Genomic DNA, 14,912 nt, shown 5'->3' on the forward strand with positions numbered 1-14,912 from the left:
ACAATAGAGTACCCCCCGTCACGATTTTTACACTGTAAATCATTGAGATTCTTTATTCATCACACACAAATCAACGGCGTGACCAATGTTTCGTTGTTGTACCGTGACGGGAGAAAATATGGACAGCAGTAAACGGCAGTTTCTCCAGCAACTGGGCGTCCTGACCGCTGGCGCTTCACTGGTCCCCCTGGCGCAGGCGCAATTCCCCTTCTCGCCTGAACGCCATGAAGGCTCACTCGCGCATCGCTACGCCATGTTGATTGACCTGCGACGCTGCATCGGCTGCCAGGCCTGTACCGTCAGTTGCGCTATTGAAAACCAGACGCCGCAGGGAGAATTCAGAACCCTCGTTAACCAGTATCAGGTGCAGCTTACAGGCCAGCAAAGCGTCACCAACGTCCTGCTGCCTCGCCTGTGCAACCATTGCGATAATCCCCCTTGCGTACCCGTTTGTCCGGTGCAGGCCACTTTCCAACGTGAAGACGGTATTGTGGTCGTCGACAACACCCGCTGCGTGGGTTGCGCTTACTGCGTGCAGGCCTGCCCTTACGATGCGCGGTTCATCAACCATGAAACGCAAACCGCCGATAAATGCACATTTTGCGTACACCGTCTGGAAGCGGGGCTGCTCCCGGCCTGCGTGGAATCCTGCGTCGGCGGCGCACGCATCATTGGCGATATCAAAGATCCGCACAGCCGGATTTCTCAAATGCTGCATGAACACCATGAGGCCATCAAAGTGCTAAAACCCGAAAGCGGAACATCACCGCACGTGTTTTATCTGGGTCTGGATGAAGCGTTTGTCACCCCGTTAATGGGACGCGCTCAACCCGCGCTCTGGCAGGAGGTTTAAATGAACCATTCACTGATTATCGAAGAGGTTCTGGCCCATCCGCAACATGTAAGCTGGTTACCCTGGGCCGTACAGTATTTCTTTTTCATCGGTATTGCCGCCTGCGCCGCGCTGTTCGCCTGCGTGCTGCACTGGCGCAAACAAGAGACGCCGGACCTGGAAAACCTGACGCTGTTAATTGCCCTGACCTGTGCAATAACCGCCCCGTTGGCGCTAACCGCCGATTTACACCAAACCGCCCGCGTCTGGCATTTTTATGCTTATCCAACGCCATGGTCCTGGATGCCATGGGGCGCGCTGTTTTTACCGCTGTTCACCGGCTTCCTGGGCCTGTGGTTTTTGGCGCAGCACGTTAAGCAGATAACGCTCAAAAGTTACAGTGTAACTAAATGGTTGGCCGTCGGTAGCGCCTTATCCGCCATCGGATTACTGGTTTACACCGGTCGCGAAGTGTCGGTGGTGCAGGCGCGTCCTATTTGGTTCAGCTACGCCTTTCCGGTTGCAATGTTCCTCAGCGCGCTGCAAACGTTCCTCGCCCTGCTCATCGCTGCAACAAACAGTGAAGGATCTTTGCTGCGCAAACTGGCGTGGGGACAAATTGTCGCCTTGAGCGCGCTGGCTATCGTGGTGGCAATTTGGGTGAGCGGCAATACGCTCTCCGGTTCAGCAATTCGCCAGTGGCTGGATGTCGCCTCTTCGGCACGACACTACGCCATCGGTTGGGTTGCGTTATGGCTTGTCTCGCTCGTCCTTTGCGGGCTGGTGCTGCGTTTTCCATTATCGCGGCTGCTGCGCATATTACTGGCGTTTAGCGCCATGGCGCTATGCTGGCTGATGCGCTGGACGTTACTCATCCAGGTACAGACCGTACCGAAATTTAACGCCCAATTTAATCCTTACACCCTGCCCGGCGGCACCGATGGCTGGCTGGCCATTGTGGGCACCTTCGGCCTGTGGATAGCACTGATTATTATTGTTCGTGAAGCCCTGAACGCGATCGCAAGGAGAATGCAACATGGCTAATTTAACCCGTCGTCAGTGGCTTAAAGTCGGTCTTGCAGTAGGTGGCATGGTGACGTTTGGTCTGAGTTATCGGGATGTAGCAAAGCGCGCACTGGACGGTTTGCTGGACGGTACCTCTGGTAAAATTACCCGCGACCGCATCTTTGGTAATGCGCTCATCCCTGAAGCCAATGCCCGGCCGCAATGGCAGCAAAATCCGCAGCAGGTGATCTCAATGACGCAGTGCTTTGGCTGCTGGACGCAGTGCGGTGTGCGGGTACGCGTTGATAGTGAGCAAGGCAAGGTGCTGCGCATTGCCGGTAACCCTTATCATCCATTATCTCACGAGCACCATATTGACGCCTCGGTTCCCTTTGCCACGGCAATGGCGCAACTGGCGGGTGAGTCGGGTCTGGACGCGCGCTCCACCGCCTGCGCTCGTGGCGCAACCTTACTTGAAGGTCTGTACAGCCCACAGCGCATTCTGCAGCCCATGAAACGCGTCGGCAAACGCGGCGAGGGAAAATGGCAGCGCATCAGCTTCGAACAATTAATCACAGAGGTGGTGGAAGGCGGTGACCTGTTTGGTGAGGGCCATGTTGATGGCCTGCGGGCAATTCACGATCCCGATACGCCGCTTGATGCCAGACATCCCGGCTTTGGGCCAAAATCCAATCAGTTGCTGGTCACCAATACCAGCGATGAAGGACGTGATACGTTTTTACGTCGCTTCGCGCTGAACAGTTTCGGCAGTAAAAACTTCGGCGCGCATGGCGCTTACTGCGGTCTGGCCTACCGGGCCGGTTCTGGTGCGCTAATGGGCGATCTGGATAAAAATACCCACGTGAAGCCCGATTGGGATAATGTCGAGTTCGCGTTGTTTATGGGAACCTCTCCGGCGCAATCCGGCAACCCGTTTAAACGCCAGGCTCGCCAGCTCGCCAGCGCCCGTTTACGCGACGACTTCCGCTATGTGGTGGTGGCGCCAGCCCTGCCATTAACCACGGTACTGGCTGACGATCGCGGCCACTGGCAGCCCGTGCGTCCGGGAAGCGACTCCGCGCTGGCGATGGGTATGATCCGCTGGATAATCGAAAAACAGCGCTATAACGCCGATTACCTTGCGATTCCCGGCGTACAGGCCATGCAGCAAGCCGGTGAAAAAAGCTGGAGCAACGCCACGCATCTGGTGATCACCGATGAGATCCCAAATCTTGCCGGGCAGCATTTAACCCTCGCGCATCTGAACGCAAACGCCGCCCAGGAGCCGGTGGTCGTTAACGAAGCCGGAGAAATTGTCGCCGCCAGCGGTTGCCCACGCGCGCAGTTGTTTGTCACCCGCGTGGTGACGCTGGCAGACGGCCAGACGGTGACGGTAAAAAGCAGCCTCCAGTGCCTGAAAGAATCCGCCGAAAAACTAACGCTGGCGCAATACAGCCAGCAGTGCGGCGTGGCTGAAGCAGACATTGGCGCACTGGCCGACGCGTTTACCCGCCACGGACGTAAAGCGGCGGTAATCGCGCACGGCGGAATGATGGCAGGTAATGGATTTTATAACGCCTGGTCGGTAATGATGCTCAATGCGCTGATTGGCAACCTGAGTCTTGAAGGCGGCGTGTTTGTCGGCGGCGGCAAGTTCAATGGCGCCACCGATGGACCACGCTACAACATGGACAGTTTCACCGGGAAGATTAAACCAAAGGGATTAAGCATCGCACGCAGTAAAACCGCGTATGAGTCTTCCGAAGAGTACCGCAATAAAGTAGCCGCCGGACAATCGCCCTTCCCGGCAAAAGCCCCCTGGTATCCGTTTGTGGCAGGTCAACTTACTGAACTTCTTGTCTCGGCACTCGAAGGCTACCCTTATCCGCTAAAAGCCTGGATCTCTAACATGACCAACCCGTTTTACGGCATCGCAGGGTTGCGCGGCGTGGCGGAAGAAAAGCTTAAAGATCCTGCGCGTTTGCCGCTATTTATCGCCATTGATGCCTTTATGAACGAAACCACGGCGCTGGCAGATTACATCGTGCCGGATACCCATAACTTCGAAAGCTGGGGATTCAGCGCCCCGTGGGCGGGCGTCGCCAGCAAAGCTACCACCGCTCGCTGGCCCGTGGTCAGAGCCGCAACCAGCAGTACCGCTGACGGTCAACCGGCCTCAATGGAATCTTTCTGTATTGCGGTAGCAAAACGCATTGGTTTGCCGGGTTTTGGTGATAATGCGATTACCGACCCACAGGGCAATCAGTATCCGTTAAATCGTGCGGAAGATTATTATCTGCGCCTCGCCGCCAATATTGCGTTTATGGGTAAATCACCGGTCCCGGAGGCTCAGCCGGAAGACATTGCCTTGACCGGGGTGCAACGGATCATGCCGGTGATAACGCAAACGCTGAAAGCCGATGAAGCCAGCCGGGTGGCATTTGTGTATTCACGCGGCGGGCGTTTCGCCCCAGCCAGCAGTGGCCGGGTGGAGGATCGCGTCGGCAATGCGTGGGAAAAACCGCTGCAAATCTGGAATGCGAATGTCGCCGCGCACCGCCATGCGATTACCGGCGAGCGCTACAGCGGCTGCCCGGCCTGGTATCCTTCGCGTCTGTCAGATGGACGGGCGGTCGAGGAGTTGTTCCCGGAACAAGAATGGCCGCTGAAATTGATCTCCTTTAAATCCAATACCATGTCCAGCGCCACGGCGGTCATCCCGCGCCTGCATCATCTGAAGCCGGTTAATCTGGTGGCGCTCAACCCGCAGGATGGTAAGCGGTACGGCTTAGCACATGGCGATACGGTACGTATCACTACGCCTGGCGGTCAGGTACAGGCGCAAATAAGCCTGCTTCATGGTGTTATGCCGGGAGTTATCGCCATTGAACATGGCTATGGACATAAAGAAATGGGCGCGGCGCAGCATACGCTCGACGGCGAGCCGATGCCATTTGACGCGCAGATAAGGTCGGGAATTAATCTCAATGACTTGGGCTTTGCGGATCCTACCCGGCAGGTAACCAATACCTGGCTTGACTGGGTGTCGGGTGCGGCGGTACGCCAGGGGCTGCCAGCGAGAATTGAGCGCGTGTAACTCGCGCGTCCGGTGGCAACGCTAACGCATTTTATCCGGCCTACAACGTTCTGTAGGCCGGATAAGGCAAAAAGCGGATCAGTTATTTACCGGGATCACCGCGCCTTTGTATTTAGTGCGGATCCAGTCCTGAATTTCTTTTGAATGCAGCACGTCTACCAGCGCCACAATATCCTTTTTCTTCTCATCGCCGCGATGTACGGTAATGATGTTGGCATACGGGTTGTTTTCACCGCTTTCGACGGCAATCGGATCTTTCACCGGATCCAGCCCCGCGTCGATAGCGTAGTTCGCGTTAATCACCACCGCATCGCCTTCGTCGTTGTTGTACATCTGCGGTAACAGCGCCGCTTCCACGTTAGGCAGGAACTTCAGTTTTTTCGGGTTTTCCACGATGTCGCTAATGCGCGCGGTGACTTTGTCCACCCCCGGTTTCAGCTTGATCACCCCCTCTTTTTCGAAAATCGACAGGATACGGCCTTCCTCAGATACCGCATCGCGCATGATGACCTTGCCGCCTTCCGGCAGATCTTTAAGCGATTTCACCTTCTTCGAATAGATGCCGATCGGCTCAATGTGAATCGCTCCGGCGCTGACGAAGTCATAGGTTTTATCGCCAGCATGATCTTTAATCACGCTGTTCAGATACGGAATATGTTGGAAGTAGTTAGCGTCAATTTCACGGCCAGCCAGCGCGGTATTCGGCAGGATGTAATCCTGGAACGGCTTAATTTCCAGGTCGATCCCCTGCTTTGCCAGAATCGGTTTGGCCTGCTCAAGGATCTCCGCGTGCGGTACGTTTGATGCGCCAACGGTCAGCGTATCAGCCCAGGAGGCGAAGCTCAGGGCGCTTAAGGTTGCTGCGGCGAGTAATGTCAGTGATTTTTTCATGATAATGGTTTCCGTATTTTATTAGCGTTTATCTAACAGAGAGGTGATCACATCGCCGCAAAGCTGGATGATGAAGACGATGAGCAGAATCGTCACCGTCGCCACCAGCGTGACGTCGCTGTGGTTGCGCTGGAATCCTTCCAGATAGGCCAGATTCCCTAAACCCCCGGCACCAATGACTCCCGCCATCGCGCTGTAGCTGACCAGCGCAATCAGCGTCACGGTAATCCCGGACACCAGAGCGGGAGAAGATTCCGGCAGTAAAACCCGAAAAATAAGCGTACTCAGACGCGCGCCCATCGAACGCGTCGCTTCAATAACGCCTTTATCCACTTCACGCAGGGCAATTTCGACCAGACGCGCGTAAAACGGCGCGGCTCCCACAATTAACGCAGGCAGCGCGGCATTGGCGCCGAGAATGGTGCCAACCATCGCTTTGGTAAATGGGATCAGCAGCACGATCAAAATGATGAAAGGGATCGAACGGAAGATATTCACCACCAGCGAAATCGCGCTATACACGGCGCGATTGTGGAACAGTCCGCCACGCGCCGTCAGAAACAGCGCCAGGCCAAGGGCGATCCCAAGGACAAAGGTCGCCACGCCAGAAAGGGCGGTCATATAGAGCGTTTCCTGGGTTGCTGCTAATAATTGATCCCATTTCAGATGGGGGAACAGTCCTTCAGCCATGTTGAATCACCTCACCTTCAATGTCGCTATCGTGCAGGTCGGCCAGAATATTGCTCAGTTGCTCCTCGGTAGCCACAACGTGCACCCATAGCTGACCAAACACTCCGTGCGCGGTTTGCGTCATCTTGCCGTGCAAAATGTTAAACGGCAGGCCGTAGCGCAGGGTCAATTCTCCAACGACGGGACGGTGGGTGCGTTGACCGGTAAACGTTAGCTTGATCACCACGCCGCCCAGTTCGCGTGCCAACTGTGGGTTGAACTCATCTTCTTCGGCGTACTGGCTCACCTGACGCACGAATTGTCGGGTGATCGGCTGCTGCGGATGGGTAAAGACGCTGAGCACATCGCCTTCTTCAACGACTTTACCGTTTTCCATCACCGCCACGCGGTCGCAGATTTTGCGCACCACGTGCATTTCATGGGTGATCAACACAATGGTTAATTTGAAGCGACGGTTAATATCGAGCAGTAAATCAAGGATCTGATCGGTAGTTTGCGGATCTAACGCCGAGGTGGCTTCGTCGCATAGCAGTACGTCAGGATTGTTCGCCAGCGCGCGGGCAATGCCCACCCGCTGTTTTTGCCCGCCGCTGAGCTGAGACGGATAAGCATTCTCGCGACCACTCAACCCAACCAGCGTAATCAGTTCGGCAACCCGCGCTTTGATGGACGCCTTTGGCGCACCCGCGATTTGCATAGAGAAAGCAATATTTTCGCTAACCGTGCGCGACCACAGTAAGTTGAAGTGCTGGAACACCATGCTGATTTTCAGTCGCGCCTGACGCAGAGATTCTCCGCGGGCGGCAGAGATATCGTGGCCGTTAATCGTCACGCTGCCGGAGGTCGGTTTTTCCAGACCATTAAGCAAGCGAATTAAGGTGCTCTTACCCGCCCCGCTGTAACCAATAATTCCGTAAATCTGTCCCTGCTCAACCGTCAGGTTGACGTTATCGACAGCGGTAATGGATAGCCTGCCTGGCGTAAACACTTTTGAAATATTTTTCAGGACAATCATGTCGTTTGGGTATCCGCTGCTGCTTTTTGTAATCCTGCTAGCGCTTTTAGCTGTTTAGCAGTATGGATGTCCAAACGAGTGTAATGAGTGAAATTGGCTTTTAGAATGAATTAAAACGAATTTGATATAATTTTTAGGAATATGATCTGTACATTGAAAACCCTCGCGTAAATCTGTTTATTTGGATAGCCAGGGCAGGTTGTTGCGCAACAAACTGTCGCTGAGCCCAACGCCTTTATCCATACCGATGAACAAATTAATGAATATTTTTTGTAAAACCGCACAGAACTGTTTTGAAACAGCGTTTCCATTTTCCTTTTAGATAAAATTCAGCGTATAATGCGCGCCAATTGTCTCTTGAATGGTTTCAGCACATTGACCTGTAAAACTCAACGACTACAAAACTCACCTTCCCGTTGGGCTGAAACGCAAGCACACATTCCTCTGCACGCTCTTTCGATGTCACCTATCCTTAGAGCGAGACATCACCACTTTCGTAACTCAGGTTTAGCTTCCCATCCGTGCGCGATGGGAGCCAGATTTCCCAATCCTTCTCAACTTAAAGACTAAGACTGTCATGAAAAAGACGAAAATTGTTTGCACCATCGGTCCGAAAACCGAATCCGAAGAGATGTTAACCAAAATGCTGGACGCGGGCATGAACGTCATGCGTCTGAACTTCTCTCATGGCGATTACGCAGAACACGGTCAGCGCATCAAAAATTTGCGCAACGTGATGAGCAAAACCGGTAAGAAAGCCGCTATCCTGCTGGATACCAAAGGTCCGGAAATCCGTACCATTAAGCTGGAAGGCGGTAACGACGTTTCTCTGAAAGCAGGCCAGACCTTCACCTTCACCACCGACAAATCTGTTGTCGGCAACAGCGAAATCGTTGCTGTGACTTACGAAGGCTTCACTAAAGATCTGTCTGTCGGCAACACCGTACTGGTTGACGATGGCCTGATCGGCATGGAAGTTACCGCGATCGAAGGTAACAAAGTTATCTGTAAAGTGCTGAACAACGGCGACCTGGGCGAAAACAAAGGCGTTAACCTGCCAGGCGTTTCTATCGCGCTGCCAGCACTGGCTGAGAAAGACAAACAGGACCTGATCTTCGGTTGCGAACAGGGCGTTGACTTCGTTGCGGCATCCTTTATCCGTAAACGTTCTGACGTGGTTGAAATCCGCGAGCACCTGAAGGCGCACGGCGGCGAAAACATCCAGATCATCTCCAAAATCGAAAACCAGGAAGGTCTGAACAACTTCGACGAAATCCTCGAAGCGTCTGACGGTATCATGGTTGCTCGTGGCGACATGGGCGTTGAGATCCCGGTTGAAGAAGTTATCTTCGCGCAGAAGATGATCATCGAGAAATGTATCCGCGCGCGCAAAGTCGTTATCACTGCGACCCAGATGCTGGACTCCATGATCAAAAACCCGCGTCCGACCCGCGCTGAAGCCGGCGACGTCGCGAACGCAATCCTCGATGGCACCGACGCAGTCATGCTGTCTGGCGAATCCGCGAAAGGTAAATACCCGCTGGAAGCCGTGACCATCATGGCGACCATTTGCGAACGTACCGACCGCGTGATGACCAGCCGTCTGGACTTCAACAACGACAGCCGCAAACTGCGCATCACCGAAGCCGTTTGCCGTGGCGCGGTTGAAACTGCGGAAAAACTGGACGCTCCGCTGATCGTCGTTGCAACCCAGGGCGGTAAATCTGCTCGCGCAGTGCGTAAATACTTCCCGGATGCCACCATCCTGGCGCTGACGACTAACGAAACTACCGCGCGTCAGCTGGTACTGAGCAAAGGCGTTGTGGCACAGGTTGTTAAAGAAATCAGCTCCACCGATGATTTCTACCGTCTGGGCAAAGAAGTTGCTCTGGAGAGCGGTCTGGCGCAGAAAGGTGACGTTGTGGTTATGGTTTCTGGCGCGCTGGTTCCAAGCGGCACGACCAACACCGCATCCGTTCACGTACTGTAATAATTCCGCCGCGAATTAATTTGCTTATAAAAGCGCCCTCGTGGCGCTTTTTTTATTTTATCGATAGCCACAATTAATAAAAAATCAAATCGGATTTCACTATCTAATCCGTGATTATCTAAGATGAATCCGATGGAAGCTTTCTGTTTTCACTCGGTTTTTTAGCCGTTTTTGCACAATTCGATGCTTCTTTGAGCGAACGATCAAAAATAAGTGCATTCCCATCAAAAAAATATTCTCAACATAAAAAACTTTGTGTAATACTTGTAACGCTACATGGAGATTAACTCAATCTAGAGGGTATTAATAATGAATCGTACTAAACTGGTACTGGGCGCGGTAATCCTGGGTTCTACTCTGCTGGCAGGTTGCTCCAGCAACGCTAAAATCGATCAGCTGTCTTCTGACGTTCAGACTCTGAACGCTAAAGTTGACCAGCTGAGCAACGACGTGAACGCAATGCGTTCCGACGTTCAGGCTGCTAAAGACGACGCAGCTCGCGCTAACCAGCGTCTGGACAACGCAGCTACTAAATACCGCAAGTAATAGTATCTGTGTAATAAAAATGGCGCACGTTGTGCGCCATTTTTTTTGCCCTCAATTTCTCATTCCCTGTTATTGCGTAGCGCGCACCTCTGCATTCTCTCCCGGCACGCCATTTCGCGCAGACTTCACTTCCGCACCATTGCTAACGACCGAGGCCTGGCTGGCCGTCACTGTGACCGGATAACCCGCACGGCGATACAACGCGCGTTCCACCAGGCTGCTATCAACGGCTTTATTGTCTTTGAACTGAGTAAAACCGGCTGGGAGCACATACGGCATGGTCTGAACGTTTTGTTCCTCTTCCGGCGACAGTGGGCGATGCACCTCGACATACCGCATGCCGTTCGGCTCAATCGAATATTTGATCGGCTCATTAATCACCCTGACCGGCGTTCCTGTTCGGACTTGAGCAAACAATGCCTTGATGTCCGGCGCGTTCATGCGAATACACCCGGAGCTCACGCGCAGACCGACGCTGTCCGGCGCGCTGGTGCCATGGATCAGGTATTCACCGTTTCCATGCGCCAGACGCAGTGCAAAGCGTCCTAACGGGTTATTTGGCCCGGCGGGCACTACCGGAGGCAATGTTATGCCACGTTCCAGAGAGCGTTTACGGATGCCTGCTGTAGGGGTCCAGGTAGGATTCGGTATTTTCTGCCCTACCCGGGTTTCCATCACCGGAGTTTCCAGCCCCTGCAAACCGATACCAATCGGGAAGACCTGAACGATATTCTCTCCCGGCGGGTAGTAATACAGACGTAGCTCCGCCAGATTCACAATAATGCCTTCGCGTGGCGCATCAGGCAGCAGTAATTGCGAGGGAATAGTAATCAGGGTTCCGGGTTTGGGAACAGGGGCAATAGTATTATTGGCTTCGAGGATCAACATTGCGGCGGTATCAAACTTACGGGCAATCGCCTGTAGGTTTTTATCCCCTTCCTGCACGGTATAAGTTTGATTTTGCCCAACAAGACGACTGTTTGCCTGGGGCAACGGATAATCGACCGCCCATGCGGCCTGAATAGCGCTGTAAGCGCCGATTAGCATTAAGGTAATAACAGACGCGCGTTTCATACTCACTCACCCCCCTGGCGTTCCTGCCGGACGACGGCGAGCGCCAGATCCGGCTTACGAGTCACTGCGTTGCCTTACACGATCGATTTCAAGTCGGTCTGAAAGTTGACGTGTTTTATCAGTTTAGCTAAGAGTTGCGGCTTTGGCGCGGATAGCCCGAATCATTGCCTCCAGCCCCTGTGAACGAGACGGTGTGAGATGCTGTGCGAGCGCCATTTTTTCAAACCACGGACGCACATCAAAATTCACAATATCCTGGGCCGTCATGCGGTCGTACAGAATGAAGACCACGGCGATAAGCCCTTTCACAATTGCCGCATCGCTGTCGCCCTGAAATTCAATAATCCCTTCAGCATTCTGACGCATAACAATCCATACCTGACTTTGACATCCCTGAATGCTATTTTCGGGGCAGCGATCGTCGGCGTTTAATTCCGGCAAACGCTGACCCAGTTCAATGATGTACAGGTATTTCTCTTCCCAATTAGCGCAACGCAGAAAATTACGCAACAATTTTTCTTTATCCGGTAGCGCAGCCATAACGCCTCCCTGTTATCCCAGTAAGTGATGAATACGCTTGAGACCTGTCACCAGGCGATCCACTTCTTCATGGGTGTTGTACATGGCAATCGACGCCCGACACATGGCGGGAACGTGATAGTAGGCCATCAGCGGCATTGCGCAGTGATGCCCCGTCCGCACGGCGATCCCATAGTTATCGAGAAAACTCCCGACGTCATAGGCGTGATGTTTGCCGAGGTTAAAGGCAATCACCCCAAGGCGGTTATCCGGTCCGTAAAGCGTCAAATCCGGTACGTCCGCCAACTGTTCCAACGCATAGCGCATCATGAACTGTTCATATTCGCTAATTTCAGTCAGCCCCAGCGCTGAAACATACTCAATAGCCGCGCCAAGCCCGATGATTCCTCCTGTGTTAGGCGTACCGGCTTCAAAACGCCACGGCGCTTTGGCCCACGTCGTCCCCTGGTTCAGGCTCACGGTCGCAATCATCGAACCGCCGCCTTCCCATGGCGGCATTTCCTGCAGCAGCGCCTCTCTGGCATACAGCACGCCAATACCGGTTGGCCCGTAGAGCTTGTGTCCGGAGAAAACATAAAAATCGCAATCTAACGCCTGCACATCCACTTGATGATGCATAACCGCCTGTGCGCCATCCACCAGTACTTTTGCGCCGTATTGATGCGCCAGCGCAATCATCTCACTTAGCGGGTTTTCGGTGCCCAGTACGTTTGAAACATGGGTAATTGCCAGCAGTTGCGTACGCTCATCGAACAGCGCTGGCAACGCTTCCAGTTGCAATGTGCCGTCGGCATTGAGCGGAATGACCCGCAGTTCTGCGCCCACGCGGGCGCACAGCATTTGCCAGGGAACAATGTTGGCATGGTGCTCCATTTCGCTGATGATGATGTTATCGCCAGTCCTGACATTGCTGGTGCCCCAACTGTTCGCCACCAGGTTAATGCCTTCCGTGGTACCGCGAACGAACACCAGCTCTTCAGCGGAACGAGCGTTAATAAACAGCGAGGCGAGCTTGCGCACATTCTCCATTTTTTCTGTGGCCTGCGCGCTCAGCGTATGGATACCACGGTGAACCGCCGCATAGCCGTGACGGTAAAACTCGGCTTCGGCATCGATCACCTGATTAGGCTTTTGCGCGCTGGCGGCGCTGTCCAGATACGCCAGCGGTAAACCGTTCACTTCACGCGTCAGGACCGGAAAATCAGCCCGCACTTTTTCAATGGGAAATGTCATGCTACGCCTCCCGGCAGGCGGTGAGCGATCCGCGCCAGTACCAGTTGTTTAAGCGTTTCATCGCGCAGGGCTTCCGTCAGCTCAGCGGCAAACGCATAGAGAATCATCTGTTGAGCATCCTGCTGACCGATCCCGCGCGAACGCAGATAGAACATCTGCTCGTCGTCAATCCGCCCTACCGTCGCCCCGTGACTGCATTTCACGTCGTCGGCATAAATTTCGAGCTGAGGCTTGGTGTCCACTTCCGCCAGTTTTCCGAGCAGTAAATTGTTATTGGTCATCTGACCGTCGGTTTTAATGGCGTGTTGGGCGACGTTGATCAGGCCATTGAACACCGCCCGCCCCTTATCGCTGACAATCGTTTTATGCAACTGGCGGCTGTTGCAATAGCCCTTGTTGTGCGCAAGCCAGGTCCGGGTGTCACAAACTTCGTTTTTCACCGGCATCGCCAGGCTGTTAAGGCGCAGCGTGGTATTTTCGCCGTTGAGCTGGGTACTGGTGTTATGGCGTAACACGGCATCACCCAGCAAGAAACTTTGGCTGACTGCCGAGGCATCTGCACTCAACTGAATATCATTATGGGCAAAGTGGTGGCTGAGCGAATTCTCAAACGCCAGTTTAATGTGGTGCAAATGTGCATTGGCCGCGACGTTCATCGTTAAGCGCGCCCCGGTAAAATGGCGAAGCTCGCTGAGACTGACATAATGCTCAATAACGGTGGCTTCTGCGCCTTCCGCCAGATCCAGATGGTGACGATAGTGCGCCGTATTCACCGCATCGCCCGTCGCTCCCTGGGTAATGTGCAGCAGCAGCAACGGTTTCGCTGGCCGGTGGTTACGCTTGACCAAAATGTGCGTTACGCTGCGGGACAGGCTTTCGGTCAGATGCAGAAATACTTCCGGCTGGATAGCCGCAGGCAGCATCTGACGCTCATCATTAACGGTAATATCAAATCCGCTACCTTCCACGCTGTCGCTGAGCGTTGGACAAAATTTCCCGTCGACAAACACCAACCGTACCGCATCAATCGCTGGTGCCAGCGCCTCAAACTGGGCTGGCGTTAGCGCGGAGATATTGCTGACGAACCGGCTGTTGGTTAATCCCTCCAGCGGCGTGTATTTCCAGTCCTCATGCTTACGCGTTGGCAGCCCCAGACGCAGTAGCTGTTGCAGATGCTGTTGCGCATAGTGCGAACGGGTCTCCCCTTGGGTCTCAAACAGATGGTGCCACTGTTGCAGCACGTTACTGCTGTTCGCTAAGCCAGCCATATCCTTGCTCCTCCAGTTGTTTGACCAGCGTGAAATCGCCGGACTTCACAATTCGCCCCTGGTAGAGAACGTGAACATAATCGGGTTTGATATAGTCCAGGATGCGCTGATAGTGAGTGACGATAATGAATGAGCGTTTCCCGTTGCGCAGCGAGTTCACGCCATCGGCGACGATTTTCAGCGCATCGATATCCAGCCCGGAGTCTGACTCATCGAGAATGCACAACTGAGGCTCCAGCACCGCCATTTGCAGAATGTCATTCCGCTTTTTCTCACCGCCAGAGAAACCGACGTTTACCGAACGCGTCAGTAAGTCTTCCGGCATCTTCAGCAGCGCGATTTTTTCTTCCATCAGATCCTGGAAGTCGAACCTGTCCAGCGACTCCTCCCCACGATAACTGCGCACCGCATTCAGCGCCGTTTGCAGGAAAAACTGATTACTGACGCCGGGAATTTCTACCGGATACTGAAATGCCATAAAGATCCCTTCACCGGCCCGGTCTTCCGGCGACAGTTCCAGTAAATCCTTACCGTTAAATTCAACCGTCCCGCCAGTGACTTCGTAGTCTTCACGTCCGGCGAGCGTGGCGGACAGCGTACTTTTCCCGGAACCGTTCGGCCCCATAATGGCATGGACTTCTCCGGGACGAATCTCAAGGCTGAGCCCACGCAGAATCGCCTTATCTTCGACACTGACCTGTAAATCTTTAATGCTTAACATGTGCTTTCCT

At 53.8% G+C, this 14,912-nt stretch carries 14 protein-coding genes; 6 read left to right on the forward strand and 8 right to left on the reverse strand.

Features of this window, described 5'->3' with window-relative positions; genetic code table 11:
• The first annotated feature begins 118 nt into the window (after positions 1 to 118).
• The 3 genes from ttrB to ttrA are packed head-to-tail and all read left to right on the forward strand — an operon-like array spanning position 119 to position 4,934.
• Positions 119 to 853: a tetrathionate reductase subunit TtrB gene (ttrB, locus tag FDW97_RS00730; RefSeq protein WP_038640285.1), complete on the forward strand. Its 735-nt coding sequence runs from the start codon at positions 119 to 121 to the stop codon at positions 851 to 853.
• Positions 854 to 1,876: a tetrathionate reductase subunit TtrC gene (ttrC, locus tag FDW97_RS00735; RefSeq protein ID WP_137350499.1), complete on the forward strand. Its 1,023-nt coding sequence runs from the start codon at positions 854 to 856 to the stop codon at positions 1,874 to 1,876.
• Complete coding sequence (gene ttrA / locus FDW97_RS00740) at positions 1,869 to 4,934, forward strand: tetrathionate reductase subunit TtrA (protein WP_137350500.1); 3,066 nt, start codon at positions 1,869 to 1,871, stop codon at positions 4,932 to 4,934. The genes ttrC and ttrA overlap by 8 nt, the downstream gene beginning before the upstream one ends.
• 78 nt (positions 4,935 to 5,012) lie before the next feature.
• Here ttrA and FDW97_RS00745 read toward each other — a convergent pair whose 3' ends face one another.
• The 3 genes from FDW97_RS00745 to FDW97_RS00755 are packed head-to-tail and all read right to left on the reverse strand — an operon-like array spanning position 5,013 to position 7,530.
• Positions 5,013 to 5,825, reverse strand: a complete 813-nt coding sequence (locus FDW97_RS00745; protein ID WP_003029358.1) for a MetQ/NlpA family ABC transporter substrate-binding protein — start codon at positions 5,823 to 5,825, stop codon at positions 5,013 to 5,015.
• A 21-nt stretch (positions 5,826 to 5,846) separates the two neighbouring features.
• Positions 5,847 to 6,515 (reverse strand): methionine ABC transporter permease, encoded by a 669-nt coding sequence (locus FDW97_RS00750; RefSeq protein ID WP_069324235.1) that lies wholly within the window; start codon positions 6,513 to 6,515, stop codon positions 5,847 to 5,849.
• Entirely contained in the window at positions 6,508 to 7,530 is a 1,023-nt protein-coding gene (locus FDW97_RS00755) for a methionine ABC transporter ATP-binding protein (RefSeq protein WP_137350501.1), read from the reverse strand. Before FDW97_RS00755 ends, FDW97_RS00750 begins: the two co-directional genes overlap by 8 nt.
• 375 nt (positions 7,531 to 7,905) lie before the next feature.
• On the opposite strand from FDW97_RS00755, the gene FDW97_RS23550 reads away from it, so the two are divergent.
• The 3 genes from FDW97_RS23550 (at position 7,906) to lpp (ending at position 10,066) form a co-directional block, all read left to right on the forward strand.
• The gene (locus FDW97_RS23550) at positions 7,906 to 8,100 is read left to right on the forward strand and encodes a hypothetical protein (protein WP_247672768.1); all 195 of its coding nucleotides are present in this window, start codon (positions 7,906 to 7,908) and stop codon (positions 8,098 to 8,100) included.
• A 7-nt stretch (positions 8,101 to 8,107) separates the two neighbouring features.
• Positions 8,108 to 9,520 (forward strand): pyruvate kinase PykF, encoded by a 1,413-nt coding sequence (gene pykF, locus FDW97_RS00760; RefSeq protein ID WP_006684766.1) that lies wholly within the window; start codon positions 8,108 to 8,110, stop codon positions 9,518 to 9,520.
• 309 nt (positions 9,521 to 9,829) lie between these two features.
• The gene (gene lpp, locus FDW97_RS00765; protein WP_003029373.1) at positions 9,830 to 10,066 is read left to right on the forward strand and encodes a murein lipoprotein Lpp; all 237 of its coding nucleotides are present in this window, start codon (positions 9,830 to 9,832) and stop codon (positions 10,064 to 10,066) included.
• 69 nt (positions 10,067 to 10,135) lie between these two features.
• On the opposite strand, the gene FDW97_RS00770 is transcribed toward lpp, so the two are convergent.
• From FDW97_RS00770 to sufC, 5 genes are all read right to left on the reverse strand, one after another.
• Positions 10,136 to 11,140 carry a L,D-transpeptidase family protein gene (locus FDW97_RS00770; protein ID WP_087856317.1) on the reverse strand — a complete coding sequence of 335 codons (1,005 nt, stop codon included), beginning with the start codon at positions 11,138 to 11,140 and terminating at the stop codon, positions 10,136 to 10,138.
• 123 nt (positions 11,141 to 11,263) lie between these two features.
• Positions 11,264 to 11,680, reverse strand: coding sequence for a cysteine desulfuration protein SufE (sufE, locus tag FDW97_RS00775; protein WP_038640268.1), 417 nt, complete (start codon positions 11,678 to 11,680; stop codon positions 11,264 to 11,266).
• Positions 11,681 to 11,692: 12 nt separating this feature from the next.
• Positions 11,693 to 12,913: a cysteine desulfurase SufS gene (sufS, locus tag FDW97_RS00780; protein ID WP_137350502.1), complete on the reverse strand. Its 1,221-nt coding sequence runs from the start codon at positions 12,911 to 12,913 to the stop codon at positions 11,693 to 11,695.
• Positions 12,910 to 14,181, reverse strand: a complete 1,272-nt coding sequence (gene sufD, locus FDW97_RS00785; RefSeq protein ID WP_137350503.1) for a Fe-S cluster assembly protein SufD — start codon at positions 14,179 to 14,181, stop codon at positions 12,910 to 12,912. Before sufD ends, sufS begins: the two co-directional genes overlap by 4 nt.
• Positions 14,156 to 14,902 (reverse strand): Fe-S cluster assembly ATPase SufC, encoded by a 747-nt coding sequence (sufC, locus tag FDW97_RS00790; RefSeq protein ID WP_137350504.1) that lies wholly within the window; start codon positions 14,900 to 14,902, stop codon positions 14,156 to 14,158. Before sufC ends, sufD begins: the two co-directional genes overlap by 26 nt.
• Positions 14,903 to 14,912 lie beyond the last annotated feature (10 nt).

It is taken from the genome of Citrobacter sp. wls708, assembly GCF_005281255.1.
GTDB classification, from domain to species: domain Bacteria; phylum Pseudomonadota; class Gammaproteobacteria; order Enterobacterales; family Enterobacteriaceae; genus Citrobacter; species Citrobacter werkmanii.

Coding starts and splice junctions, on each gene's coding strand:
- FDW97_RS00770 (WP_087856317.1), bottom strand. CDS start 11,140: ATGAAACGCGCGTCTGTTATTACCTTAATGCTAATCGGCGCTTACAGC.
- ttrB (WP_038640285.1), top strand. CDS start 119: ATGGACAGCAGTAAACGGCAGTTTCTCCAGCAACTGGGCGTCCTGACC.
- sufE (WP_038640268.1), bottom strand. CDS start 11,680: ATGGCTGCGCTACCGGATAAAGAAAAATTGTTGCGTAATTTTCTGCGT.
- FDW97_RS00750 (WP_069324235.1), bottom strand. CDS start 6,515: ATGGCTGAAGGACTGTTCCCCCATCTGAAATGGGATCAATTATTAGCA.
- sufS (WP_137350502.1), bottom strand. CDS start 12,913: ATGACATTTCCCATTGAAAAAGTGCGGGCTGATTTTCCGGTCCTGACG.
- pykF (WP_006684766.1), top strand. CDS start 8,108: ATGAAAAAGACGAAAATTGTTTGCACCATCGGTCCGAAAACCGAATCC.
- FDW97_RS00745 (WP_003029358.1), bottom strand. CDS start 5,825: ATGAAAAAATCACTGACATTACTCGCCGCAGCAACCTTAAGCGCCCTG.
- FDW97_RS00755 (WP_137350501.1), bottom strand. CDS start 7,530: ATGATTGTCCTGAAAAATATTTCAAAAGTGTTTACGCCAGGCAGGCTA.
- ttrA (WP_137350500.1), top strand. CDS start 1,869: ATGGCTAATTTAACCCGTCGTCAGTGGCTTAAAGTCGGTCTTGCAGTA.
- ttrC (WP_137350499.1), top strand. CDS start 854: ATGAACCATTCACTGATTATCGAAGAGGTTCTGGCCCATCCGCAACAT.
- sufC (WP_137350504.1), bottom strand. CDS start 14,902: ATGTTAAGCATTAAAGATTTACAGGTCAGTGTCGAAGATAAGGCGATT.
- sufD (WP_137350503.1), bottom strand. CDS start 14,181: ATGGCTGGCTTAGCGAACAGCAGTAACGTGCTGCAACAGTGGCACCAT.
- lpp (WP_003029373.1), top strand. CDS start 9,830: ATGAATCGTACTAAACTGGTACTGGGCGCGGTAATCCTGGGTTCTACT.